Below are 26214 nucleotides of genomic sequence, written 5' to 3' on the forward strand. Positions count from 1 at the left end.
TGCTTACTGACAGTATAGACAAGCCTCTCAGGGTGTCACCTTGAAAGGCTTGTTCGCTTATTGCCTAAGTTTTTTGAACATTATCAAGTAAATCCTTTTCTATTCTGTGATATTGTTACCGTTTAATCAACTTTCGGCAAACTACGCTACTATGAAAAATCAACTGTACTATGGGCTGGGCTGGGGCTTGCTACTGCTCCAGATTAACGTAAGGGCACAAAACACAAATACAGTACTTAGCACGGGCACAGGGTCGCCGGGGCAGAACAATGTGTTGATTGGGGTTCAGGCCGGAAATGGTTCATTAACCGGTTCGGGCAACGTGGCCGTTGGTAAAAGCGCTGGTACACAGCTGACAACCGGCACGAACAATACCTTTGTGGGCTTCGGAACAGGAACTGCTAATACATCCGGGCCTAACAATGTATTTGTCGGTACGTTTGCCGGGAATGCCAATACCACAGGGGGGCAGAACACTGTTGTCGGTGTATCGGCCGGAACCTATAATACAACCGGTTTTGCCAACGCCTTCTTCGGAACCAACGCGGGGCAGGATAATACGACCGGCTCGCAGAACGCGTTCTTCGGGACGTATGCCGGAGCGGCAAATACGACGGGCCGATTCAACGCATTCATGGGTATAGAGTCTGGCGTGTACAATACAACAGGCTCCTATAACAGTTTTCTGGGAGGCTACGCCGGCAATCGGAACACGACGGGTCAATACAATACGTTTGTCGGGCAGGCCGCCGGGACGTATAATCTGACGGGTAATCAAAATACGTTTGTAGGCTGCTTCGCCGGAACAAATAATCTCACGTCAAATAACACCTTTGTGGGTTATAGCGCTGGTAACGGCAACACGACTGGCGACGGTAATACATTCATCGGCTGGTACTCCGGCTGGAGTAATCTAACCGGCACACAGAATACATTCATTGGCACCAGTGCCGGATTTAAAACCACCTCATCGGCTAATACGATGATTGGCAACAACGCGGGCTATAACAACACAACCGGCGATTTTAATACCTTCATTGGCGCATCGGCAGGCTTTAATAACTCGACAGGTAGCGCCAATTTCTTTTTGGGTGTCAATAGCGGCCGGGGTAATACGAGTGGTACCGGTAATTACTTTATGGGCAACAACGCTGGCTATTACAACACGACAGGGGGCTTCAACCTGTTCATTGGCAGTAATGCCGGTAACAGCAATACAACGGGTCAGAACAACGTAGCGCTGGGTTTTGAAGCAGGCACAAATAATACGACGGGTTCAACCAATACCATGATCGGGTTTCGCGCTAACGTAACGTCCGGAGGGCTGACGAACGCAATGGCCATCGGAGCTAATGCTACGGTTGCCGTCAGCAATGCGGTGGTGCTGGGCAATGGCGCCAACGTTGGCATCGGCAATAATGCCCCCACGGCGCGGCTGCACGTAACCAGCGGCACGAGCGGGCAGTCGGGGCTGCGGCTGGAGAACCTGACCTCCGCTAATGGGGCCGGCAGTACGGCCAGCAAGTTTCTGACCGTGGATGGCGTAGGGAACGTTATTCTGGCGAATGTGAACTCGGGTGCCCGGCAGGGTGATCTAGCCGATTCGTTCTGGCGGCAGAACGGCCAGTTCCTTCAGAATACGTCCGATGGGGGAGTCATTATTGGACAGCGGGTAAATAAAACGCCCACCGGTTACCGGCTTTTCGTTGAAGATGGTATCCTGACCGAAAAAGTAAAAGTGGCCGTGAAGAACACCAGCGAATGGAGCGATTACGTCTTTGCCGATGCTTACCCGTTAAAACCATTGTCGGAGGTCGAACACTATGTTAAAACAAACGGTCACCTGCCGGGCATTCCTTCGGCCGAAGAAGTTGTTAAACAAGGGGTTGACGTAGGGAAAATGGAGGCTAAGCTGCTCGAAAAAATTGAAGAGCTGACGTTATACGTTATTCAGCTTAAAAAAGAGAATGAGGCAATACGCAGCGAAGTAGCAAGGCTTAAAAAAGGGCCTCAAAAGCCGGTTAAACGGTAAGATGAATACGACGAAAGTTATATAGAGGCCGGGCAGGCCTAACTTTCGTTGTATTTTTCGTATATCCCTCTCGCTCAAATACTTCCGAATGGGTCAGGGCAGCGTCAAGGATTTTCGTAATTTTACAGCCAAAGCCTGCAACAACGCAACGAATCAAAACCTATGGAGACTACGCCAACGCCCCCGTCAACGGCTATGCAGTATTATGACGAGAAGATAGATATCTACTTCAACAACGTCCGACGGGACCTGATTGCGCAGCTTCCAAAACAACCCCAGCAACGCATTCTGGAGGTCGGCTCGGGTGGTGGCGATACGCTGGTGGCCATAAAAAAAGAGGGCCTGGCTACCGAGGTAGTAGGCGTAGAGTTATTCGACATGCCGGGTACGAACCAGCAAAACCCGGCCATTGATCAGTTTTTTATCCGCAATATCGAAACGGATATGCCTGCGCTGCCGCTGAATTATTTCGATGTAGTGCTGTGCGGAGATGTGCTGGAGCACCTGGTTGATCCCTGGAAAACGGTCCGGCAACTAACTGCGTTTTTGAAGTCGGGAGGCATTATTATCCTTTCCTGCCCGAATATTCGCGAAATAAGCACCTGGCGTAAAATCTTTCTGCAGGGCGACTTTGGCTATACTACGAGTGGCATTCTGGATAAGACGCACCTGCGCTTTTTTTGCCGTAAGAATCTGGAAGCGTTGGGTACAACGGATGAGTTACAACCGATTCGCAGCATGGCTAATTACACGCTGACGCCCCGGCGCCAGTCGCTGCGGCCCTTTCACTTCGGGCTGTTAGATGAATTTCTGGCTCCGCAGTACATGGTAATCAGCCGGAAGCGTTAAGCAATTTATCAAACGGTAATCCTTGGCCAGACATCTGTTTGACGTAAAAAATTGTCTGGTAAGATAAAAGTGCCGCTTTAGCACAGGGAATGACTATCGTTTGCGGTTTGTTAACACCTTTAGTAAATCAGTAAAAGAAATAAAACATTACGTTAAGTAAACAGATTGAACAACTTAACGAAAAAAGCAGTAAGATTGAGCATAAAATCATTCAGCCGAATCATACACACTTTTTCATAAACATGAGACACCTTTTCCTGCCATCCGCCCTTTTCCTGTTAACCACCGCCGTGGCGGTTGCGCAGGAATATCCTGTTCAGCAGGAAGTGAGCCGTACCCTTACGGGTGGTTCGCTTACCGAAGAAAAAGCCGTTGAATACCTGACCGGCCGTAACGAAGTACAGGCAGGTGCCGCTGCCTACTACGTGGCTGGTAAGTCCGTAACGCTCCAGCCGGGTTTTACCGCTCAGGCGGGTTCTGTTTTTCAGGCTAGTGTCGAGAAAGTTGTTTCGCGGCCGAGCGAAAATGGCGGTATTCTGACCGTTTCGGCTTATCCGAATCCGTTTGAGACCGTATCTGAAGTGCAGTACGTCCTACCAGCGGCCAGCAAAGTATCGCATACACTGACAGATGGTCAGGGAAAAATAATCCGTCAGGTTGACGCTGGCGAAGTGCAGGCCGCGGGCAAATACCAGACGAAAGTTGATGGGCAGGATCTCCCAACAGGCGTTTATCTTTATCAGGTGCAGACTGACCGCGAGCGCAAAGTCATCCGGTTGCTGAAGAAGTAGAAGCGGCAATCAACAGCCGTTCGGATAGTTTTACTAAACGGTAAAAAAGGCTGCTTCGGCGCTATTGTACGATAAGAAAAAGGCAAATCCGGGGGGATTTGCCTTTTTTGCGTGTTAAAAACAAGTTAAAGAGTTGCACAAGTTCATAGATGCTCTTATCATTGAGTAGGCTTATTTTAAGACTCAATTGATTACTTCTATGAACAGAAAATTTACAGTATTCACCTGGGCAATGGTGTTGTCATTGACTGGATTAACCAGTCGTGCACAAACAAATTTACTCATCAATGGTCCAGCCTCAACTACGCCCGGAGCTGCCAACACGTTTGTGGGCGTGAATGCGGGTAACACGGCGGTTACCGGAGTGAATAACACGCTGGTGGGTAACGCGGCAGGTCAGTCGGTTACCGGAGGAAACGCTAACTCATTCTTCGGACAGGCGGCTGGTACCGCTAACACGAATGGTTCACAGAACAGTTTTTTCGGTGTATCGGCCGGAAACGCTAACCAGACGGGGAGCTTCAATACGTTCATGGGAGTTAGTGCCGGCGCCAGTAACACGGTTGGCAGCTATAATGCGTTTGTGGGCTATTCTGCCGGAAACAAAAATCAGACGGGTAGTTATAATACTTTCCTGGGGCCGTGGGCAGGCTACAATAACACTGCAACCAGTAATAACGTCATTATTGGCGACTCGGCCGGTTTCAATAATGCTCAGAACGGGAACGTCTTTATTGGATCCAAAGCCGGTATTCGAAATACGGTAGGAGCCAGCAACGTATTTATTGGTGGTCAGGCTGGTATTAGCAACCTGGACGGCAATTTTAACACCTTTGTTGGGAATCAGGCCGGTGTCCGGCACACGTCCGGCATTGAGAACGTAATGCTGGGCTACTGGTCTGGCTTTAACACCACTACCGGCAACAGCAATACCTTTCTGGGGACCTACACCGGGTATAGCAACACAACGGGAACCAACAACGCATTTATTGGCACATCTGCCGGGTATTCGAATACCACCGGCATCAATAACGTAGCGATTGGCAGCCAGGCGGGTTATCGGAATACAACCGGCGGTTCGAATACATTCATTGGTAACTCAGCCGGAACCAATAACACAACGGGAACAAGCAATGCCTTCATTGGCACGCAGGCCGGTAATAACAGCACAATCGGCAACAACAACGCGTTTATCGGCAATCAGGCAGGTTATGGAAATACATCCGGTTCAGACAATGCTTTTGTTGGTACGCAGGCCGGTTTTAACAACTCTACTGGCAATCAGAACGCCTTTATCGGTTCGTTCGCTGGCTTAAACAATACATCGGGTAACAGCAACGTATCGGTTGGCGTCAATGCCGGCTACTCAAACACAAGTGGTAACAACAATGCCTTTGTTGGGAATCAGGCCGGGTTCGGCAACACGACCGGCAGTGGCAATGCGTTCTTCGGCTATCAGGCAGGTTTGAACGCACAGACCGGCAACAACAACACCTTTATCGGCAATTCGGCAGGATACACGAATAATGCGGGCGATCGGAACGTCATGATGGGCTACCAGGCCGGTTATCTGAACACGTCTGGTGCCAGTAATACCTTTGTTGGCTACCAGGCTGGTAACCGGAATACGACCGGAGCCAGCAACGTTGTGATGGGAATGAACGCCGGGTACTTTAATCAGACCGGTTCCAACAACATCACCATTGGTGATAGTGCCGGGTTTAACAACACGGCTGCCGGCAACCTGATTATTGGCTCGAAAGCCGGGTTTAACCTGACAACGGGTAATCAGAACACCTTTGTTGGGTTTCAGGCCGGATACAGCACGTCCAGCTCAGCGAACGTATTCATCGGTTATCTGGCTGGCCGGCGAAATACGACGGGTAATTTCAATACGTTTCTGGGTGTGCAGGCTGGGTTTAACAACAGTACGGGCTCCAGTAACTTCATGATGGGGACGAACGCGGGTTATGGCAACTCGACGGGAACGGCTAACTTCTTCCTGGGCGATAACGCCGGATACTCCAACTCAAGCGGGAGCTTCAACGTGTATCTGGGCGCTAATGCCGGTAACGGTCCCAGCGTCAATGGAGATAACAACCTGGCGATTGGTTTTGATGCCGGCCGGAATAACAACCTGGGCATTAACAACACGTTCTTAGGGTTCCGGGCGGACGCGGGTGCCAACCGCCTGACGAATGCCACTGCTATCGGCTCCAACGCGAAAGTTCTGGCCAGTAACGCCATTGTGCTCGGCGACAATAGCACCAATGTAGGCATCGGTGTGGGCGCTCCGACAACGAAACTTCATATCGTGAGCAGCACAACCGGCACAAGTGGATTGCGGCTTGCCAGTATAACCTCGGCCACCAGCACCTCAGTGAACGCCAGCAAGTTCCTGACCGTCGACGGAACCGGAAACGTTATCCTGGCCAATGTCGCTTCAGGGGCGCGGCAGGCCGCGGGCGCTGAAGCGGTGGAGTCGCTCTGGGAACGCAAAGGCAACTACCTGCTCAGCCGTCAGGGTGAGGGGCTCATCATCGGCTCGGGCGTGCAGAAGACGCCGGCCGACTACAACCTGTTTGTCTCCAAGGGCATTCTGACTGAGAAGGTCAAGGTGGCCGTACGCAACAGCTCGGACTGGAGCGACTATGTGTTTGGGTCGGGCTATGCGCTTCGTCCGCTGGGGGAGGTGGAGCGGTACGTGAAGGCCAACAAGCATCTGCCGGGTGTGCCCTCGGCCGCGGAGGTGGTTAGGGAGGGGGTTGATCTGGCCCGCATGGATGCCAAGCTGCTGGAGAAGGTCGAAGAGCTCACGCTTTACGTAATCCAACTACAGAAAGAGAATCAGCAAATGAAGCACCAGATCAAGCGGCTGAACACTAAGTTGAAACCCCGTCGCTAGGTAACCCTTAAGCCAAAAAGTCTCGCACACCGGACGTTTGACAGACACGGGCCCTAATAGCCTGGTCAGGTCAAACGTCCGGTGTTTGCATAGGTAAGCCGGGTAAAAGGAACGATAAAGAAGCCACTTCGCTAAGCGTATTGCATTGGTGCTGATCTGATTCGGGCGGTTAGTGTGTTGAAATACACGTACCTTTGTGCCCAGATTATTTGTGAGGTTACTGATTTTATGCGTTTAACCCGCTTTTCGTTCTGGTTACCTGTCTGTATCGCGTTTTTTGCTTTTTGCTGCCTTGTTGATCTGGTTTTACTAACCATTGACGGAGACCACGCGCTGCCCGTTGAGGTGCAGTTGACCACGGTAACCGCCAGATCAGTAACCGCCATTGATGTGTACCGGATTTCACCAGGCGGTACCCCCAGCCTGCTGACCCTGAAACGTACTGGGTCAGCCAACCAGCTTTTCGTTCGCAGTGAAGCAGGCAATCTGTACTATAAAGGTCTTCAGCTAACTATACCTGATAGTGTATTACCCGCAGTTCGGCAGGTTGGTGTACGCGTAGGTGACCGGCTGTTTGCTTATTTGCCCGCTGAGGTGGTTGGTTCCTGGCAGGTGACAGAACGTGTGGACGGCAGGACAACTTATGCATTTCCGGCAGAGGTTGTGGGTGTAACCTCCTTTATTCCGGTGTTTCAGAATGTGTTTAACTGGGCAGGTGACCCCCGGCTGATTCAGGCTGTTATCCTGAATAATCTGCCTATACTGGCGCTGTTGCTGATCGTAGCGGGTTTATACTCGAAACGGGGTCAACGCTTTCAACGGGTTTTTCAGGATGCGCTGCTGGCTCATCAGGGAAACCGGGCTGTGGGAGTAGCCGTTGTAGGCGCTGTTCTCTACCGGATGCCCTACGAACTGCAACCCATTGAGACAGGCGTAGATCCATCGTGGATACTGGGGCTGAACTGGGCCAGCAATGAAGGCTTCCGCTGGGGACAGGACTTTGTCTTTACGTATGGGCCATACTACTGGCTTATGGTACCGAACCTATTACTGCGTCAGCCGGTACTGCTTCTATCCTTTGGGCTAACGCTGCTCATTTTTGGGTTTTCCATCGGGATTATTGTCCGGCAGCTCCTTAATCAGCTCCGGGCTAACCGGTTGACAGTTCCCATCGCTGCGCTGCTGCTGCTGCTGCTGTTCCTGGCAGACTACAGCGTGATGGATGCCGTTGTCGTGGGCGTTCTGCTGTTACTTGTCAGGGGGCGGCATAGTCATTACCTGAGTCATACGCTGCCCGCTGCTACTTTGCTGGCTTTGCTGTCGCTGACCAAGTTTAGCTACTTCGCCGTTGCACTCGTGATGTTGATAGTTCATAGTCTTGCTTGTGTAACTGAACGGGACGTACGAGTACCTATCCGGGTGTGGTTAACCTATCTGAGCGCAGGGGTCCTGCTTTGGCTGGCGGCTGGTCAGCCGCTGCCGGGTCTGGTGGGGTATATTACGGGTGGCTTTGATATCGCCAGTGGTTATTCGGAAGCTATGGCCACGCCTTTGTGGAATGAAAACAGTACTCTGGTGGTCAACAGCGTTGGACTTCTGTTTCTGGCTGCCGCTGTTATACTACTGGCGGGTATCGGACTGATTTTGCTACTGGCTTTTCTGAAATCAAAAGACTGGCTGTTTGCCCTACTGCTAACTACGCCTATTTTATTTCTGGCTTTTAAAGAAGGCTATATCCGCTTCGACCGGATTCACTTCTCTCAATTCTTTGAGCAGTGGCTCGTCGTCATAATTGGCGTTTACCTGCTCGCCTATCCCTGGACCGCACGATTATTTGTACGTGGGTTTGCAGGACTTTCCCTTGTTGCCACGCTGGCTATCATTGGCTTTCGGGCTCCGCATTATTCTGCCGATCTGGCAGGCGTATTCAGCGCATCAGTTCGGGAGGATCGTTTGCTGGCAGCCCGTCAGCAGCTCCGGGCCGTGCATGGGCTGGACACAGCGCTGGTGCAGGAACTGAATGCCAGTCAGTCAGCCGACGTGCTTCCCTGGGACATTACGCTGCTTTATGCTTATGAACTCCCCTGGCGGCCCCGGCCCATTATCCAGTCCTATGCCGCCTTTACGACTAAGCTCGACAGTCTGAACACGCAGTCGTACCGGCAGGCTGATGCGCCTGAGCAACTGCTTTACTCATTCAAGGCTATAGATAATCGGTATCCACTCTTCGACGAGCCAATGCTGTTCGCGGAGTTGATGCGTCGGTACCGTACTGTTGGCTGTCATGGCGATGCATTTCTGCTTCTGCGAAAACGTCAGCAACCTACCCCTGCTCCTGACCGGCAGTCCGTTTCCAGTCATTTGGTAAAATTCGGTCAGAATGTAAATGTGCCTCGCCTGCCGAATCAACTGGTTTTCGCAAAGATTGATATCAACTTAACCCTTCTGGGGCGAGTGCTCAATTTCCTGTACAAAGTGCCGCCTTTACAGATCGAGTTTGTCACTACCACCGACGCTACACCCCGGCAGGCGCGTCTGGTCCGGCGAACGGCTACCGATGGCCTGCTCGTATCAACTTACCTGAAAGACTTAGAATCGGTGCAGCAACTGTTTGACGGCCGGAGTGCAGCTAATGTCCGATCGTTAACCCTGATTGGTAATTCGTGGGTCTACCAGCCGACCGTCGCTCTGGCGTTTTATAGCCAGCCAATAATTACGTCAGACAGCACTTCGCAGGCAACGGAGCCTCTGGTTGCCAACGGGACCTTGTCTGAATAGTGATCCGTTTGGTAAGGAAAGCCGGGTTTTTGTCTTCCATTTTGTACTATACCATGACAACAGGCCGTTAAGGGCCGAAAAGGTTGTATCTTTGGCTACCAAATTTGGATGTATGCGTAAAGCTGTCTTTTCGATTGTTGCCAAAAACTATATCCCGATGGCCAACGCCCTCGGTGATTCGATTAAAGCGCAACACCCCGATGTGCCGTTTTATATTGTTGTCGCGGATCAGGAAGATGGTGTCATCCGGTTCGATGAACAGCGCTATCCGGTCGTTCAGGCTAGCCAGCTGGGTATTGATCGGGCAGGTAGTGGCCAGCTGGCAGAGATGGCCTTTAAGTACAATGTTACGGAGTTCTGCACCGCTCTGAAGCCCTTCGCCTTTGACTTTTTTTTTGAACAGGGCTTCGAACAGGTCATTTACTTCGATCCCGACATTTATGTGTTTGCGAGTTTGGACGCCATATTCGACCGGCTTAATCAGGCATCCGTTGTGGTGACGCCCCATGTCTGCACCATGCAGAGCCAGTATACCGGGCTGGTGCCGGAGGGGATGCTGATGCACGTAGGCATTTTTAATTTTGGCTTCTGCGCCATTGCCAGCAGCGCCAACGGGCGCCGGGTAGTTGAATGGTGGAAAATACGGTTAAAGGACCAGTGCTACGCCGATAAAATTGATGGACTTCATACCGATCAGAAGTGGATGGATTTTTTGCCCTCGCTGATTGAGGATCTGCATATCGAGCGCGGGTTAGGCTATAATCTGGCCATCTGGAACTGGCATGAACGCCGGATTGAAGCCCATAACGACGCGTTCTGGGTCGTTAATCGACTCGATGGCACCGGCCTGATGCCGCTCGTCTTTTTTCACTACTCCAATTTTCTGTTCAGTCAGGCCGCCGATCGTGACAAGTTCCGGCCTAAATACATCCAGAAGTTTCCGGATGTGTATGCCGCTGGTGATTACTACGCCAACCAACTGGCCAGGGAAGCCATCGGTGAATACAGTCGTCTGTATACGTACACGTACGCTACGTTCGACAATGGAACGCCGATCAGTCATTTTCATCGGCGTTTGTTCCGCCGTCTGCTTGAGTCAGGTTATCTATTTGCCGAGCCGTTCCGAACGGGTACTGCCGGCTCATTTTACGATCTTCTAAAAAAGAATAACCTGGTCAGCAAGCCTGGTCAGCAGGCAGGCGGAAAGCAAAACGAAGAAAACTTCGCCGGATTTGAGCAGAAACTGGCTTATATCCAGCGTATTGCCCGGCTTATAAAAGGCGTAATCGGCATGGATCGGTACGCTCTGCTGTGCAAATTTGCGCAACGGTTTGTGCGGCCGGAGAACCAAACGTTCCTGATTAATGAAGTTGGGAACCGGATTCCATTCTATAACGAGAACCGATACATCAATTGGGAGGTATCGTCCGAGCAACCAACGCATCAGCCGTCGCTCGAACGAACCGCAAACGATTAGGGACCTGGCATGAATGTTTCTCTTCCCGTACTCAGATCGGCTAATCTGACCCGAATATTCTGGCATGTACTGTTCTATACGGTGGTGTGCTATGGGTTTCACCGGTACCTGTTTAAGTACAGTCACGGCGCTTTTGCCAAGGAAGGGTATCAGCAAACGCCCCTGATCTGGCAGGCTGGTAAGTTTGTGCTGGTTGCCGTAATGATGGGTTTGATCTATCTGAACAGCCGGTTTACAGCCCGCATTTCGACAAGGCTACTGCTTATCTACGCGTTCCTAGCGGTTGTCCTGATCGTTAACATCGGTTCTATCGTCCTGTATCAGGAGGTAATGACGGATGAGCTGGAATACCTGATTTATGCCACCCTGCTGCTGCCCCTGGCGTTTGTAACCCGGGACGATCTGCAGGTGCTGGCCGATGAGATTGACCCGATTCTAAACGTATCCCAGTATATCTTCATCGCATCCAACTGGATTGTGATTTTCAACTATTTCGCGTTTCGCATTATTCCGTTTCATGCCTATGAGGGCGTACTGATGCGGTTTGGCGGACTATGGGACGACCCGAATACATTTGCTATTTTCAGCGTATTCCTGATGGGCTACGCCATGCTTAAAAAACAGTACGTTCTGGTTACGCTGCATACGATCAACGTGTTGCTGACCATATCGCTCAATGGGTATCTGTTATTGCTCGCTTTTGGCAGCTACTGGCTTCTGAACAGCAGCAAAAACCGGATACTATATGTAGGGTTATTCTCTATTCTGCTGGGTTTCATCGCGGTGCTGGTCTTTTACAACCTCGATTACGCGATTCAGATTTATGAAGCCAAACAGGAGTCGATCGATCAGCACTCCAGCATTGTGAACATGGCGTTTTATGGGATTCCACTGCTGCAGCCTATTGAATTCCATGAAACTTGGTTTTTGAGCGAGAACGTCAATTACTTTCCGTTTTCAGTGCCGTTTACGGTCGCCATGATCGTTATTTTCATTCGTTTTTTTCTGTTCAGGCCCCGCAGTATGCAGCGGCTACTGTTCATTATATTTTTCATAACCAGTTTATTCCTGCCATTTCTGTACATGTTCCCGGTCAACTTTATTGCCTTGTTGTTCCTGGTGCTATACACGAAAGGCGTTCAGTTTTAAGCCTGCCGTAATGATTCGTTTTTGTGCCGACGTTCGTATGATTCACAATTCCGGGATTGGGGTATACATCCGTCAGTATATCCGGCATATTCTTGAAGCGGATCAGTACATGATTACGCTGCTGGGACGTCGTACAGAGCTGGATCGCCACTTTGGGATGTTTACGAACTGGCAGCATATTGAAGCCGACTTTCCAATTTATTCGGTACAGGAACAGCTAAAGTTGCCCTTTCTGGTGCCGGAGTGCGATATCTTCTGGTCGCCCCATTATAACATTCCACTGCTTCCTATTCGGGCCCGCAAGCATCTGGCCACGATTCCCGACGTATTTCATCTGGCGTTCTACCATACGCTCAGCGCAGCGCAGAAAGTGTACGCCAAGGTTGTTGCCAATGCCGCCGTTCGAAAGCCGGATTTGGTGACAACCATTTCGCATTACTCGAAGCAGGAAATTGTGTCATTAACCGGAGGCAGGGCCGATAAAATCAAGGTGATCCATTTGGGGATTGATCAGGCGCTTTTCCGGCCGGTGACTGACCTGGCAACCCGGCAGCGGGTTCGGGAGCAGTATCAACTGCCAGACCGCTTTATCCTGTTTGTCGGAAACGTCAAACCAAATAAGAACCTGCGCAGTTTGGTAGAAGCCTTTTCGACGTTACTGACCGAGCTCCCCGATGTTTATTTGATGATTGTAGGCAAGAAGGAAGGTTTTATTACGCTGGACAGCAGTCTTTTTGAACGGATTGAGGCCGACCCGGCTTTGGCCGAACGGGTACGCTTCACGGGTTACGTCGAGACAAACGATTTACCGGTTCTGTACAGTCTGGCAACTCTTTTTGCCTTTCCGTCCATATACGAGGGGTTTGGTTTTCCTCCCCTCGAAGCCATGGCGTGCGGTTGTCCAGTGGTTGCGTCGAAGGTAACCAGCATTCCTGAGATTTGTGGCGACGCGGTTTATTACGTTGACCCTCTCAGCCCGGCTAGTATAGCCGAAGGGTTACGAGCCGTAGCAACGGATGAAGGATTGCAAAAGCGGCTCGTTGAGGCAGGTAACCACCAGTACCGTCAGTACAACTGGCAGCATTCGTCGAATCAATTTATTGAAACTATAAACGAACTGGTTTGAGTCTATAACAAATAGATACGTGATTTGCGCCGTTGAACCGGCTGGCAAATCAGAAGTTGGCAACCAGTTTTGATTAGAGCATCTATGAAAATAGCACTTGTACAGGATGGACTAATGTGCCGGGCGGGTGGCGAACAAGTCGCGCTTTGCTTCCACAAAGCATATCCAGACGCACCCATTTACACACAATGCTATCAACCACACCTGACGTTTCCGGAGTTTCAGGGCTGCGATATCCGAACAACCTGGCTGCAGCGTTTCGTCCGTACGGATGATACGATGAAGAAGCTGTTCTTCCCCCTGGGCGTGATGGCGATGCAGTCCCACGACCTGACGGAGTATGACGTAGTCCTGATGTCGGGAACGCATTGCGCCAAATACGTAAAGGTTAACCCTAGGGCACTGGTCATCAGCTATAGCTTCACCCCGTTCCGGCTGGCCTGGAACCCGGAATCCTATGCGCAGTATGCCGAGTCCGGGTGGGCGGTACGTAAAGTGTTTGATATGGTTCTGAAACGGCTGCGGTCCATTGACTTCAGGGCGGCTCAGCGCCCCAACCATTTTGTGGCTATGACCGATGAAACGGCCGATCGGCTTCGGGAATCGTATCAGCTCAACGGGAAGATTGAAATCATCAACCCGCCGGTTAATGCAACCAACTTTTATGTGTCCAATAAGCCAAAGTCATATTACCTAGTTGTATCCCGGCTGGAGTACTACAAAAAGGTAGATTTGGTGATCGAAGCGTTTAATCAGCTCGGTTATCCATTGATTGTTGTAGGTAAGGGCTTGCAGGCCGATGAAATTAAGGCGATGGCCAGCGAGAATGTAACCTTTAAAAGCGGGCTGTCGGCCGAAGAGTTGGCCGAGCTATACGCCAACTGCCGGGCGTTCATCTTTCCTCAACATGAAGATTATGGCATAACTCCTTTGGAAGCCAATGCCGCTGGCCGGCCCGTTATCGCTTATGGACGGGGCGGAGTACTGGCAACCCAGATTCCGGTTTCGGATGACCCCGCTCAGGCTACGGCTCTTTTCTTTGACGAGCAGACGGTTGAATCGCTGGTGGAGGCCATCCGGCAGTTTGAGCCGATTCAGCATCGATTTGATTCCGCCTTTATCCGGCAACATGCCGAACAGTTTGACGAAACGCATTTTATTGATCAGATTCGTGAATTCGTTGGCCGTAAATACCGTGAGCATCAGGCCGAGCCCATAAGCGTATCTTAACAACAATACCACCGTAACTCATTACGAAACCCTGCCTGAATGAACTATAAGTCCCGAAGCGCCCCACGAATAGCCGGTTATCGTGCCGGACTGTGTTTGCTGGCGTGCCTGAACGCGGCTGTTGGACTGGCGCAAAGCTTTCGGGCTCCAAACGCATTCTCGACGGAAGTGGGTGGGTTTGTATCGAATTCTGACGTAACCCCGTTCTGGCTGCGTGCCAATCAGTTTGGTCTTGTTCCTAATGAGTCGCCTGCGCTCACATTCCGCGCGGGTATTTATTCCGGATACGATTCCACCCGCCGTTCTACGAGCCGCTGGCGTACTTCGCAGTATGATTTCGGATACGGTATAAACGTAGTGGCCAACTCCGGCAGCGCCATCACGGGCAACAAACTTCTGCTGCCCGAGGCATATCTGAAAATACGCCGGGGCATTTGGGAGGTCTATGTCGGCCGCCGACGCGAACGGTTTGGTCTGGCCGACTCGGCAATTTCAACGGGCTCGTATTCCTGGTCTGGAAATGCCCTGCCAGTTCCTAAAATTCAGGTGGCTATTCCGGCCTTTGCGCCGATTGGTTTCACGAAAGGCTGGGTAGCCATTCAGGGTACGTATGCGCATGGCCTTCTGGATGCATCTGGCTACATCCGCAATACCATGCTGCATCAGAAGTCGTTCTACGTGCGCCTGGGCCGGGCCAGTGAGGTAGTGCGCCTGTACGGCGGCTTTAACCACCAGGTCGTGTGGGGCGGGAAAGCCGCCGATCCGGCCGGGATTCCGGGGGTTATTCCCGTTGGTGGAAAACTGCCGTCCAGCCTGATTGATTACTTCTACGTGGTTACCGGCATCAACTCCGGACGAACAGACTCAACTAAGTATACGTATTTTGACCAGACCAACCGGGTCGGTAATCATCTGGGCTCTATTGACCTGGGATTTGAGCTTGATTTGGTCCGGCATACGATTTTTGCCTACCGTCAAAGCCTGTTTGAAGATGGTTCACTAGCCTCGCTGATTAATATATCGGACGGGCTAAATGGCTTGCGCATTCGTCGCAACAACCCCAATGCCCTAGTGCGGGATATCCTGTTCGAGTTACTAAACACGACCAATCAGGGCGGGTCGGTCTTTATAATCACCGAGGCCAAGCTGCGAGGAAAGGACAATTATTTTAACCACCAGCAATACCGCGACGGATGGGCCTATCGGCAGCACGCAATCGGAACCCCATTTATTACGCCCGCCATCAGTCCGGATGGGGCGTATCCATACGGTATTTTCACGTTAAACAACCGCGTACGGGTGTTCCATCTTGGACTGGCGGGCAGCCTGCCCATTCGGGGAAGCGCTTTGACAAGCCCGGTGGCCTATCAGGTTAAGCTCTCCTACAGTCGGAATTTAGGCACGTATGATGTTCCTTACCAGCCTATTCGGGACCAGTTCTCGGGGTATGCGGGTATTATGATTCCATTCTCAATGCTGGGAGGCATACAACTGACGGGGAACGTAGCAGTCGACAATGGAGCCCTGTACCAGAATACCTTTGGTGCCTATATAAGTCTTCGAAAAATATGGTCCTCTCGCCCCTGAAAAGTTACATCGTTCGCGACACCGTTTAATAGAGCAAGTTACGGAATTGGATAAAAATCACTACTTTGCGCGGCAACTTTACAAACCGTAGGATAATTTAAAGAATGTACTTCGGTTTCAAACGTTACTTTAGCGTGATGGGTTTAAGCACGTACGCACCTGAATGTAGCTGGTAAACCAACAGGGTATGAGGCACCGTTATTCCATATTGTTTTTCCCGCTCCATGTTTTTGTTGATTTCCTAAGTCTCAACACGGCTTTTGTCGGAGCGTACTGGCTCAAGTTTGGCATTATCGACCCTGTTTTTGAGCCGCCCTACGCTACATTATTGTGGGTCTTTAACCTGATCTGGCTGGCCGAAATCCTTCTTTTTAAACCCTATATCTTTCCACGCCAACTTTTCAAAGCTGACCATTTAATCAAAAAAATGCTCCTCCTGATGGCGGTGCATATTGCCCTTATCTCATTGTACTGGGTAGCGATTAAAGGGTATTATTATTCGCGTGAGCATCTGTTTATTACCTATGTTCTGTTTGCCGGACTGGGCGCTGCGTTTCGGCTGGGCGCATTAATTTTTTTACGCGAATACCGTGCCCGGGGATATAATAACCGGAAATACGTCGTGGTCGGTTACGGTAAGTTGGCTACGACTATCCGCGGCTTTTATGATGCCCATCCAGAAATGGGGTTTCATTTTTACGGGTACTTCGATCAGCCGACTGCCGAGAACAGCGATTTACTGCAGGGAGATTATGATAAGCTGACAGCCTATATTCAGGCTAATCGGATTGACTGCGTTTACTGCTGCATGCCCTATATTGACAATAGTCGCCTTAAAACGATTGTCGATGACGCGGAGTTGGTTGACTATCAGGTAAAGCTGCTGGTTGACTTCCGGGGCTTCCTGGCCAAGGGCGCATCGGTCGAGTATCATGATTTTCTGCCCGTGTTGAATCTGTCGTCGCAGATGCTGGCCGATTTTCGGGTCAATACGTTAAAACGGGCTTTCGATATTGCGTTCTCATTCGCCGTACTGACCATAGGGTCGCCGTTTTTTATGCTCATGGCGATTATTACGTGGATTACTTCGCGAGGCCCTGTTCTATACGCTCAGGAGCGCATTGGTCGGGACGGTAAGCCATTTACTATCTATAAGTTCCGGAGCATGTACGTCAATGCCGAAACAAGCGGACCTGTGTTGTCGGCAGGGGAACAGGATAGTCGTATTACGCCCTGGGGCCGGTTTATGCGGCAAACCCGTTTAGATGAGCTGCCCCAGTTCTACAATGTGCTGAAAGGAGACATGTCGGTGGTGGGCCCCCGGCCAGAGCGGCAATTCTTTATTGATCAGATCGTAGAAGTTGCTCCTGAATACCGGACCTTATTGAAGGTTAAACCCGGCATCACATCAATCGGGCAAATCAAGTTTGGATACGCAGCCAACATTGAGGAAATGGTTCAGCGCCTACGGTATGATCTGCTTTACCCCGAACGCCGGTCGTTTCTGTTTGATATGTGGATTATTGCCCAGACGGTTCGGGTGATGATGCAGGGACGTGGTAAATAACTGTTGTAACGGTTGGTACTACCCCGTTCGATTAGCCCACTTTATGAAACTTGCGCTTTTTTCATGTCGTTGTCTGCTGCTGGCTGCGGTCGGATTATCAGCCGCCTACGGTCAACGAATTAATCAGTACTCGGTTGAAGCAGGCGCCATGGCTGCTTCGGATCAGACACCGTTCTGGCTTCGGGCTAATCAATACGGAACCGTTCCGCTACGAACGCCAGTAGCACGTCTGACTGCCTCGCTTCGCTCGGATTATCGCCTAGCCGATAGTACAGGCTATCGTCGAAAAACAGATTGGGGCTACGGTCTGAACGTTGTCGCCAATGCAGGTCCTTCGGGGCAAGTGTTGCTGCCGGAGGCTTATCTGAAAGGGCGGGTTGGCGCTTTCGAGGTATATGCTGGTCGTCGGCGTGAGATAGTTGGTTTAGTCGATACGCTCCTGACGACCGGCGCCTATGCCTGGTCGGGGAACGCGCTGCCAATTCCTAAAATCCAGATTGGCCTACCAGCCTTTACGTCTATTCCTTTTACGAAAGGCGTTTTCTCTATTATGGGTGCCTTCGCACACGGCTGGTTTGAGAATTCGGACCGTTTAGTGAAAGGCTCGTATCTGCATCACAAATATTTTTACGGGCGGCTTGGAAAGCCGACGTGGCGGGTTCGGTTCTATGGCGGGTTTAATCATCAGGTCATCTGGGGTGGTTACGCCGATCCAAGCGTGCTGGGGCCCGTGGTGGCGATTGACGGTAAACTGCCGTCGAGTATCCGCAATTATCCGGCGGTGGTATTCGGAACCCGTGGCGATCCGCAGGATAAGACGATCACCTCATTCGAATGGAACCGGATTGGCAACCACCTGGGCTCGGTAGATGCTGCGCTCGAAATAAATCTGAACCACTGGAATTTGTTTGGTTACCGGCAGTTCCTGTACGATGATGGATCGCTGTTTTACGGTACGAATCTGGAGGACGGCCTGAATGGGTTGCGCATCCGGAATAATGATCAGCCAGGCGGATCCGCGTTTTTTCTGCGGCAGATTACGCTGGAGTATCTATACACGGGCAGTCAGGGCGGCTCGGTGTTCGTTATTGATGACGAAAAACGGCGGGGCAAAGACGATTATTTCAACCATAGCCAGTTCATAGATGGCTGGACGTATTTTGGACGCACGATTGGCACCCCGTTTCTGACTCCTCAGTCGGAAGTGCGTCCTGATTCACCAGACCATAGTATAGGTATCGCCAATAACCGGGTCAGCGTGGCTCATTTTGGCCTGAGCGCCTTGCTGTTCGCTACTGTTGAACTAACAACCCGTTTGTCATTCAGTAAAAACGCGGGTACCTACAATGTGCCTTATCCGTTGATGCCGCGCCAGTTTTCGGGCGTGCTTTCGCTCGGCCTACCGTTGCCTATTTTAGGGGGTACGGTCCTCAGCGGATCAATAGCAGCCGATTCGGGCGGACTCTTTCCCAACAGCGTAGGTGGTTATCTCGGAATTCGGAAAACAGGCTTTCTGGGTAAGCCACAGGGCAGCCGGTCTGCTCCAATCAATTCACCGCGCCAGTGGTGAACCGACGCAGAGACGCAGGTAGACTAAGACTAATTTTCACTCGTTTTTAACGAAGCGACTCTTGGAAGAGTGAACGCAATTTCTACATTTGTAGCAGTTGGATTAAATACGAGTAAGTTAATAACGCGTAAGGATGGTGCGGACGAACGGCTTAGGAGGTTTATTAAGCGTTTTGCTCAGTGTAGGAATTTTGCTTTCGTGCGGACAGGATTCGCAGAAACAGTTAAATAAGTCGGCGGATGCCTTACGTAACTGCGCTGATGATCAGAAATTAACGCGGGCAGAGGAACAATCCATTCGTCGTCAGATAAATGCGGACGAGAAAGCCCGTGAAATCGAGCAGATCATTCAGCAGAAAGTTCGGGCTGGTTTCAACGGAAACGTGCTGGTTGCTCAGAAGGGAATCGTATTGTACAAAAACTGCTTTGGCCTGGGGCATTTTGAACGGGGGCAGCGCGACACGCTGGTCGATGACTCGAAGTTCCAGCTGGCGTCGCTCTCAAAGACCTTTACCGCCATTGCAACACTGAAACTGATTGAGGCCGGTAAACTCAGTCTGGAGGACAGTATCCAGAAGTTTTATCCCGATTTTCCGTATCACGGTATTACCGTCCGGCTTCTGCTTAGCCACCGTAGCGGCCTACCCAACTACGCTTACGCCTTCGACGACAGTATGAAGGTTAACTTCTATAAAAAGGAAAAGCCCTATCCAACCAACGCAGTTATCATGCACTGGTTTGCGACGGTAAAGCCGACACCCCAGCGGTATAACATACCAGGTCGCGGATTCAGCTACAGCAACACGAATTACATGGTGCTGGCGTCTATTATTGAAAAGGCAACGGGTCAGACTTACGAGCAGTTTATCCATAAAAACATTTTTGAGCCGCTGGGCATGCACCAGACGTTTGTAGCGACTACCAAGAATCAGCTGTTCAACCGCCACCGAACAGCGGGGTATCAGTGGAACCGTCGACTACCCAAGGATTATTATGACGATGTAGTAGGGGATAAAGGCATTTATTCAACAACGGGCGATCTTTTCCGGTGGTACAGGGCGCTGAACGGTGACTGCCTGCTCCAGAAAAAGACCCTGGCCGAAGCCTTTGTGCCGCGTAGCTTCGAACGAAAGGGGGCTAAAAATTACGGCTACGGCTTTCGGATGATGTTGAATTCGCTCAATCAGCCGGAATACATTTATCACTCCGGCTGGTGGAAGGGTTACAACACGATGTTCTGGTTCAGCCCGAAAGACGAGTACGTAATCATCATGCTGGGAAACCGGTATAACAAGACTGTATATCGAGTTAAAGAGTTAGTAGATGTTCTGGATGGGGGATCAAAGGAGAGTAGTCCTCATGAAGACGCCGAAGTAGAGATATGAGTAGAGCCGACGGATTAGTCGGCTTTTTCTGTTTTCAGATACCCATCCCCGGCTGACTCTCCTTTATGACACGTTCTGTACTGGTTTCTCTCGTTCTAGGCATTGTGTTCACCCAAACCGCTTTTTCACAGGAAGTTCTCAACCTCTGGCCCAACGGAGCTATTCCGAATGCAATTCCGGGCGTAACCCTCACAGAAAAGGCCGAAAAAGGAGCGGACGGTATTGATCGTATTAGTAACGTATCGGTTCCAACGCTGACCGCTTACGTACCGCCGAAGGACAAGGCCACCGGAGCCGCCGTGATGGTATGCCCTGGCGGAGGTTACTCGATTCTGGCGTCGGGGCACGAAGGAGTTGACATTGCCCGGTGGCTGAATGGTATGGGTATAACCGCGTTTGTGCTGAAGTACCGGCTGCCCGACTCAACAAGCATGAGCAATCAGCAGGAGGTGCCCCTTATGGACGCTATGCAAGGCATGACGCTGATTCGGCAGAACGCCGGACGTTATGGCATTGACCCGAACAAAATAGGCGTCATGGGATTCTCGGCGGGTGGTCATCTGGCGTCTACGCTCGCCACGCATTATCACCGCGGCCCCAGAGCCAGCGAACAGGCCAAACCAAATTTTTCCATTCTACTGTATCCAGTCGTTACGTTCGGGGAGAAGGCGCATGGCGGCTCGCGCGATAAACTGCTGGGTAAACTTAATAAATCGCCCGAAATGATCGCCTACTACTCAAATGAGCTGCAGGTGTCGAACCAGACACCCCCTACATTTCTGGTTCATTCGGAAGACGACAAAGCCGTTCCGGTCGAGAACAGCATCAGTTACTACCTGGCCTGTCTGAAAAATAACGTGCCGGTAGAAATGCACCTGTATCCGACAGGTGGACATGGCTACGGACTGCGTACAGCGAAGTTTGGCTCACTGAATACGTGGCCCGAGACCTGCCGCGCCTGGCTGGCTTCGCTGGGAGCTGTAAAGTAGAGGCTTCTTCTTGGAAACGGGCGTGAGCAGCCTTTATAGCCTGCTCACGCCCGTTTTGATTTAGTTCTGGATGAACTCAGCGTTGGCGCGGATATTTACCTCATCGCTCACAACTGCAACCGGGATGGTGCCGACACCAAAATCACTACGCTTCAGCATGCCCGTAATCTTGAAACCCGCCATTGGCTTCTGAGTCCGTTGATTCTTGCCGATGCCGTTCAGCGTTACATCGAGTACAACGGGTTTGGTTACACCGTGCATGGTCAAGTTGCCCTCCATGCGGTATTTTTTACCTTCCACTTTTCTGAACGATGTGCTTTTAAAGGTGAGGGTGGGATATTTGGCAGCGTCGAAGAATTTCTCGCTTTTCAGGTCAGAATCGCGTCGCTCATTCCCGGTGTCAATGCTGTTTACGTCGGCAGTCAGTTCGACGACTGCGTCCGAAAAATCGTCTTTAGCCGAGTTAATAGTTGCGTCGAACGTTTTGAAGTTGCCTTCAACATCCGAAAGCATGAGGTGGGTAACTTCGAAACCAAGTTTGGCATGGGCTTTATCCACCGACCAGGTCTGAGCATAAGTAACCAGACCAGCGAGTACCAGAGCAGCTGAGAGCACAAAACGTTTCATTGAGAAAAGAGTTTTGAGTTGAATACAAGAGGTTTACGACGATAAATCTGCTTTATTAACAGGACTATGTCAATATAATCTGGCCGAATGACGGTTTTGCAGTCCTGAATCGGCGAAATAGCCCTATTAGTGTTAACGTCAGTTCTCCGCATAGCGGAAAAGCCTCTACCTAATAGAGATAGAGGCTTTCTGGTCAAAGAAGAAAGAATCATTTACCCATCCATTTCTTGAAGTCCATCGCGCGTTCCCGGCTTACCAGAACCTCATCGTCGGGCGTCGGTTTAAGGGTTAATTTGAGCTTGTTATTAAAATAAGGATGAATCTGCTGGACGGTGTTTATATGGACGATAAACTGGCGGTTAGCCCGGAAAAATTGCGCCGGGTCGAGCATCTTCTCTAAATCGTCGAGCGTGTAGTCGAGCGAAAACTTCTGATTGCCTACGGTGCGGAACAGGCTAACCCCCTCTTCCGAGTAAAAGTAAGCGATGTCACTTACTTCCACGGGTACCCACTGCTGAAGATGTTTAACCAGGAAGCGACGGCGGTAGTCGGTGGGCTGAATGTGCTGGCGAAGCTGCTGCACCAGGGCATCGATATCCATCGCGCCAAAATCGGCTGAGCGGGGTTCGACTGTTTCGCCGTTGGCTCCTACTTTCGTGCGCCTGTATTTGAACAGGCTGGCTTCCAGCTCCTGGCGCTTGATAGGCTTGAGCAGATAATCAATGCTGTTGACCTTAAAGGCACGTAAAGCATACTCATCATAGGAAGTCGTGAAAATGACCGGCGCGCTGACCGTTGTCTGCTCGAATATTTCGAAACTTTGCCCATCGGCCAGTTCAATATCCATCAGAATCAGATCAGGGGCCGAAGGCTGGTTGGGACCATTGGCATTGAGCCAGGCTACCGACGCCCGCACACTGGCTGCTGTTCCCACGATCTTAATGCTTTCGTCGACATCCTGCAACAGTTTAGATAATTTACGGACGGCCAGTTCTTCGTCTTCAATGATTAGCACGTTCATGGCTTCTGAGAGTAGATAAGGAGTTATGGGCTTTTTGTAACGGATATATAGCGTTAGGCTGTCAGCGAAGGGCCTGACAATGGGTTAATAAAGGTCTGAGTTAGTAGCGTAAAGCGCAACAGATGGGGCGGTGAAACGGCAGTAACATCCCTTGAAGTGTTAGTTCTGACAAATCAGCGATAAGGTTATCTAAAAAACTGATCATTGTTATACGACCCGTTCAGCCGGCTGACGCTTTATTGACAAGCGATGGAAAGACAAGCTGTTCCTTCCGGACTAACGTCAGGCAAACCTTAAACTGCTGTCCGTCATCTTCAATGAGAGGCCGGGCTAAACCCAGTGCACTAAGGCGAGCGGCCAGAGTGGTTAGTCCGCCCTGTTGCGCCAGAACAGGCGTTTTTTTGCGCTGGATGCTATTACAAACAATGAGTTTTCCCTCCCGAATCGCAATATGCAGGGTCAGCGGTTGTTCGGTTAGCAGGAGATTATGCCGCAGCGCATTTTCAACCAGCGTCTGGAGGGTGAGCGGGGGGATCCACTGATCCATATACCGGTCATCAACGCCAACTTCCCAGTGAAGCGCCTTGCCAAAGCGTGTATCGAGCAGATAACGGTAGGCAGTCAGAAACGCCATTTCGTCGGCCAAGGTAACGAGTGGTTGCTGGGCCGCCTGAAGCAAATACCGATAAACGCTCGACAATTCATCCAGGAACAAACCGGCTTTTTGCCGGTCCTCCGAGATAAGGGCCGAGAGTGAATTGAGCGCATTGAATAGAAAATGCGGATTGACCTGGTTTTTCAGGTTGTCAAACTGGCTTTGCAGGCCTGCTTTCTGGACGGCTTCTGATTCCTGAATCGCTTCGCGGTATGTCTGCAGATAATAGCGTACTTCGTAGACGTTGCCCATAAACAGGGTGCAGACAAAACCAGTCAGCAGACCGGTGATATACACGCCCCTGCTGACCGGAATGAAGGCAGTATTCAGGATGTCAATGACATACAGAAAGGCAAGCGAGTGAACCGCCGTAATGAGCAGGTACCCGGCAAGCGTAACAAATACCCGTCGGCGGGTCTGGGCAATGCCAGCGTATTGCCGCCGAACGTAGAGCAGCCACCGCATAACCACCTCCCACACGACGGCAACGTAAACCATGCCGAAGAGCGACCACCCAAAATACCGTTTCGGATTATAGTGGTAGTCTTCGAGATAGAACAGGTTGGCCACTAGAACAACTACCGGAATACCAACCCAACGGAGCCATTTATCGTTAGGGGGTTCCAAGCGTGAAAACGGTTGAACAAGGCAATGGATCACAAAATACTAAAGTTAATTCGTTATGATTCGCGCAGGAAATCAGTTTCTTAGAATTACTATATAAAAGTAAAAACCCATTTGCCGCTTGAAAATGGCAAATGGGTCGATCAGGCGGAATACAGGGCTGAACTGTTGTATTCCGGCTTGAATTGTTAGTGGAGTTCCGCCAGCCACTGCTGGGCCATTAGTCTGGCTTCGGCAACAGGCTCCTTACCCAAACGGTAAAGAAACTTCCACTCCGCGGGTTTACGCTGATACACCGGGTTGGCAAATTCATGCTTATACCCCATAGGCACCAGTCGGGCTTCGAAATCAACAGAGTTGGCGAGTGCGATAAAGTCCTGAAGGCGCTGTTTCAGCAACGGGCGAAAATCAGCATGCGCATCAAATTCGGCCTTTTTTCGGCGTTGCTCCGCTAGTCGTTCTTTATCAATTTCGGGTGCCTGACCGGCATGGGCAGCCTCCGCCCGATACTGTTGCTTCAGATAAGCCAGATACTGTTTTTTACACTCAGCCGGAGCGAGCGTCAGCATCTTCTTCAGGGCGGTTACGTGGCCTGAATGCGCCGTCCGCTCGTTGCCGGAAAGCGAAGCCAGTTGCTGCTCTTCTCTGGCCAACTGCGATCGTATAGCCAGTTGCAGTATGGCGGGGTCCATAGCCAAAAACACCTGATCCATAGATGCTACCTGCTGGTCAACAGCGGCCTGCTGCATCTTCTGTAGCTGTTGCCGTTCGGCCTGCGTTTCTTCGCGGTACGAATCGTCGTAGGGATAAGTTACACGCAAGTCCTGAAGCCACTCCTGCCTGAACTGGGTTGACTCAACGTACAGACGGACTACTTTCCCCAGCGCTCGTACCGTTGCGGCACGGGATGACTCCGGAATCCGGCGCGCCATCTGCCGCATAGAACCGCTTGCGTTAAAAAAGAACCACTTTGGCTCTTTCAGGTTCAGGAACACATCCTGCCGGAGCTTGTCCGAACTGATGCCCAGGTCGGTCATAACGTCGATGGGGCGGGTTGCCATCAGGCAGGGACCAGCGACTACCAGCGCTAATAGCGAAAATCGTGTGATCGCTTTCATAAGGCAGAAAGGGTATAGGGTTTAGGGCGGTTGGGGACCTGATACCCAATGGGCATCTGATTGATATCGTAACCAAGTAAGGTCTGAAGCTGGCAGCCGGGTGTGCGTTCGAACTTGATCCGGCAGTAGTTGAGCGCGGCCGGCGTGTCGGTGAAGAGCCAGTTACGACCTACTTTCGACAGAATGAGCAGGCCGTTGTCGTCGCCCATTGCCATGAAATCCGGCAGCTGAACCGATTTGGCGAACGGACCGATACCAAAGCGCTGGATAAGCTGGCGGGCTGTTTCGGAGACGCATTCGGTGGCAATACCAATCTCGCTGATGCACTGAAACAGATCGCCGAGGGTTAGGTTCGGACTGTCCAGAGACAGGTCATTGCGGGCGATGAACTCCAGCAGGTTACCATTGTTATCGTAGAAATAGGTCGATCGGGCCCGCCAGGAAGGAAACTCGGCAATGGTCTGACCCGGTGCCTGGGTATCAATATAGTCCAGCTGATACCAGTGCATACAAACCTCCAGCGTACCGCTGGGAACATTGATTGCCAGGTGGTAGGGCGCTACCGATTCGGTTACGGCCCGGAACGTCAGACGGGTCCAGCCTACCTGAAGCGTAAGGTAATCCGAAGACTCGGCGACGATAGGCAGACCCAGTTGCTGCGTATAGAACGCCCGGGTACCTGCCGGGTCGGCCGTGTAAAGTTCGATGTCGAGGAATCGCATTGGTCAGCGGGGC

The 26214-nt window shown here is 51.1% G+C and carries 19 protein-coding genes; 14 read left to right on the forward strand and 5 right to left on the reverse strand.

The features are described 5' to 3' along the window. Positions 1 to 151: 151 nt before the first annotated feature. The 14 genes from HNV11_RS02385 (at position 152) to HNV11_RS02450 (ending at position 21434) form a co-directional block, all read left to right on the forward strand. On the forward strand, positions 152 to 2032 hold the full coding sequence (locus HNV11_RS02385; protein ID WP_240163706.1) for a beta strand repeat-containing protein: 1881 nt from the start codon (positions 152 to 154) through the stop codon (positions 2030 to 2032). A gap of 162 nt (positions 2033 to 2194) precedes the next feature. Next, the gene (locus HNV11_RS02390; protein ID WP_171738136.1) at positions 2195 to 2881 is read left to right on the forward strand and encodes a class I SAM-dependent methyltransferase; all 687 of its coding nucleotides are present in this window, start codon (positions 2195 to 2197) and stop codon (positions 2879 to 2881) included. 242 nt (positions 2882 to 3123) lie between these two features. Continuing rightward, positions 3124 to 3672, forward strand: a complete 549-nt coding sequence (locus HNV11_RS02395; RefSeq protein ID WP_171738137.1) for a T9SS type A sorting domain-containing protein — start codon at positions 3124 to 3126, stop codon at positions 3670 to 3672. 199 nt (positions 3673 to 3871) lie between these two features. Beyond that, positions 3872 to 6577, forward strand: coding sequence for a beta strand repeat-containing protein (locus tag HNV11_RS23880; protein WP_240163709.1), 2706 nt, complete (start codon positions 3872 to 3874; stop codon positions 6575 to 6577). A gap of 228 nt (positions 6578 to 6805) precedes the next feature. Continuing rightward, positions 6806 to 9355, forward strand: coding sequence for a hypothetical protein (locus HNV11_RS02405; protein ID WP_171738138.1), 2550 nt, complete (start codon positions 6806 to 6808; stop codon positions 9353 to 9355). 112 nt (positions 9356 to 9467) lie between these two features. After that, the gene (locus HNV11_RS02410) at positions 9468 to 10832 is read left to right on the forward strand and encodes a hypothetical protein (RefSeq protein ID WP_171738139.1); all 1365 of its coding nucleotides are present in this window, start codon (positions 9468 to 9470) and stop codon (positions 10830 to 10832) included. A gap of 9 nt (positions 10833 to 10841) precedes the next feature. Then, on the forward strand, positions 10842 to 11981 hold the full coding sequence (locus HNV11_RS02415) for a hypothetical protein (protein WP_171738140.1): 1140 nt from the start codon (positions 10842 to 10844) through the stop codon (positions 11979 to 11981). A 37-nt stretch (positions 11982 to 12018) separates the two neighbouring features. Continuing rightward, positions 12019 to 13107, forward strand: coding sequence for a glycosyltransferase family 4 protein (locus tag HNV11_RS02420; protein WP_240163711.1), 1089 nt, complete (start codon positions 12019 to 12021; stop codon positions 13105 to 13107). 84 nt (positions 13108 to 13191) lie between these two features. Then, positions 13192 to 14337: a glycosyltransferase gene (locus tag HNV11_RS02425; RefSeq protein WP_240163713.1), complete on the forward strand. Its 1146-nt coding sequence runs from the start codon at positions 13192 to 13194 to the stop codon at positions 14335 to 14337. 39 nt (positions 14338 to 14376) lie between these two features. Next, positions 14377 to 15924 carry a capsule assembly Wzi family protein gene (locus tag HNV11_RS02430; protein ID WP_171738141.1) on the forward strand — a complete coding sequence of 516 codons (1548 nt, stop codon included), beginning with the start codon at positions 14377 to 14379 and terminating at the stop codon, positions 15922 to 15924. A gap of 187 nt (positions 15925 to 16111) precedes the next feature. Continuing rightward, entirely contained in the window at positions 16112 to 17491 is a 1380-nt protein-coding gene (locus tag HNV11_RS02435) for a sugar transferase (protein WP_171738142.1), read from the forward strand. A gap of 43 nt (positions 17492 to 17534) precedes the next feature. After that, complete coding sequence (locus HNV11_RS02440) at positions 17535 to 19061, forward strand: capsule assembly Wzi family protein (RefSeq protein WP_171738143.1); 1527 nt, start codon at positions 17535 to 17537, stop codon at positions 19059 to 19061. 133 nt (positions 19062 to 19194) lie between these two features. Further along, positions 19195 to 20445 (forward strand): serine hydrolase domain-containing protein, encoded by a 1251-nt coding sequence (locus HNV11_RS02445; protein ID WP_171738144.1) that lies wholly within the window; start codon positions 19195 to 19197, stop codon positions 20443 to 20445. A 65-nt stretch (positions 20446 to 20510) separates the two neighbouring features. Continuing rightward, positions 20511 to 21434: an alpha/beta hydrolase gene (locus HNV11_RS02450; protein WP_171738145.1), complete on the forward strand. Its 924-nt coding sequence runs from the start codon at positions 20511 to 20513 to the stop codon at positions 21432 to 21434. 60 nt (positions 21435 to 21494) lie between these two features. On the opposite strand, the gene HNV11_RS02455 is transcribed toward HNV11_RS02450, so the two are convergent. From HNV11_RS02455 to HNV11_RS02475, 5 genes are all read right to left on the reverse strand, one after another. Beyond that, complete coding sequence (locus tag HNV11_RS02455; protein WP_171738146.1) at positions 21495 to 22061, reverse strand: YceI family protein; 567 nt, start codon at positions 22059 to 22061, stop codon at positions 21495 to 21497. A 208-nt stretch (positions 22062 to 22269) separates the two neighbouring features. After that, positions 22270 to 23082: a LytR/AlgR family response regulator transcription factor gene (locus HNV11_RS02460; RefSeq protein ID WP_171738147.1), complete on the reverse strand. Its 813-nt coding sequence runs from the start codon at positions 23080 to 23082 to the stop codon at positions 22270 to 22272. A gap of 220 nt (positions 23083 to 23302) precedes the next feature. Then, on the reverse strand, positions 23303 to 24364 hold the full coding sequence (locus tag HNV11_RS02465; protein WP_171738148.1) for a sensor histidine kinase: 1062 nt from the start codon (positions 24362 to 24364) through the stop codon (positions 23303 to 23305). Positions 24365 to 24549: 185 nt separating this feature from the next. After that, positions 24550 to 25479 carry a hypothetical protein gene (locus tag HNV11_RS02470; RefSeq protein WP_171738149.1) on the reverse strand — a complete coding sequence of 310 codons (930 nt, stop codon included), beginning with the start codon at positions 25477 to 25479 and terminating at the stop codon, positions 24550 to 24552. After that, the gene (locus tag HNV11_RS02475; RefSeq protein ID WP_171738150.1) at positions 25476 to 26201 is read right to left on the reverse strand and encodes a VOC family protein; all 726 of its coding nucleotides are present in this window, start codon (positions 26199 to 26201) and stop codon (positions 25476 to 25478) included. Before HNV11_RS02475 ends, HNV11_RS02470 begins: the two co-directional genes overlap by 4 nt. Positions 26202 to 26214: the final 13 nt, after the last annotated feature.

Source organism: Spirosoma taeanense, assembly GCF_013127955.1.
GTDB lineage: Bacteria > Bacteroidota > Bacteroidia > Cytophagales > Spirosomataceae > Spirosoma > Spirosoma taeanense.

Coding starts and splice junctions, on each gene's coding strand:
- HNV11_RS02455 (WP_171738146.1), bottom strand. CDS start 22,061: ATGAAACGTTTTGTGCTCTCAGCTGCTCTGGTACTCGCTGGTCTGGTT.
- HNV11_RS02450 (WP_171738145.1), top strand. CDS start 20,511: ATGACACGTTCTGTACTGGTTTCTCTCGTTCTAGGCATTGTGTTCACC.
- HNV11_RS02475 (WP_171738150.1), bottom strand. CDS start 26,201: ATGCGATTCCTCGACATCGAACTTTACACGGCCGACCCGGCAGGTACC.
- HNV11_RS02405 (WP_171738138.1), top strand. CDS start 6,806: ATGCGTTTAACCCGCTTTTCGTTCTGGTTACCTGTCTGTATCGCGTTT.
- HNV11_RS02470 (WP_171738149.1), bottom strand. CDS start 25,479: ATGAAAGCGATCACACGATTTTCGCTATTAGCGCTGGTAGTCGCTGGT.
- HNV11_RS02410 (WP_171738139.1), top strand. CDS start 9,468: ATGCGTAAAGCTGTCTTTTCGATTGTTGCCAAAAACTATATCCCGATG.
- HNV11_RS02435 (WP_171738142.1), top strand. CDS start 16,112: ATGAGGCACCGTTATTCCATATTGTTTTTCCCGCTCCATGTTTTTGTT.
- HNV11_RS23880 (WP_240163709.1), top strand. CDS start 3,872: ATGAACAGAAAATTTACAGTATTCACCTGGGCAATGGTGTTGTCATTG.
- HNV11_RS02440 (WP_171738143.1), top strand. CDS start 17,535: ATGAAACTTGCGCTTTTTTCATGTCGTTGTCTGCTGCTGGCTGCGGTC.
- HNV11_RS02420 (WP_240163711.1), top strand. CDS start 12,019: ATGATTCACAATTCCGGGATTGGGGTATACATCCGTCAGTATATCCGG.
- HNV11_RS02395 (WP_171738137.1), top strand. CDS start 3,124: ATGAGACACCTTTTCCTGCCATCCGCCCTTTTCCTGTTAACCACCGCC.
- HNV11_RS02430 (WP_171738141.1), top strand. CDS start 14,377: ATGAACTATAAGTCCCGAAGCGCCCCACGAATAGCCGGTTATCGTGCC.
- HNV11_RS02425 (WP_240163713.1), top strand. CDS start 13,192: ATGAAAATAGCACTTGTACAGGATGGACTAATGTGCCGGGCGGGTGGC.
- HNV11_RS02415 (WP_171738140.1), top strand. CDS start 10,842: ATGAATGTTTCTCTTCCCGTACTCAGATCGGCTAATCTGACCCGAATA.
- HNV11_RS02390 (WP_171738136.1), top strand. CDS start 2,195: ATGGAGACTACGCCAACGCCCCCGTCAACGGCTATGCAGTATTATGAC.
- HNV11_RS02445 (WP_171738144.1), top strand. CDS start 19,195: ATGGTGCGGACGAACGGCTTAGGAGGTTTATTAAGCGTTTTGCTCAGT.
- HNV11_RS02385 (WP_240163706.1), top strand. CDS start 152: ATGAAAAATCAACTGTACTATGGGCTGGGCTGGGGCTTGCTACTGCTC.
- HNV11_RS02460 (WP_171738147.1), bottom strand. CDS start 23,082: ATGAACGTGCTAATCATTGAAGACGAAGAACTGGCCGTCCGTAAATTA.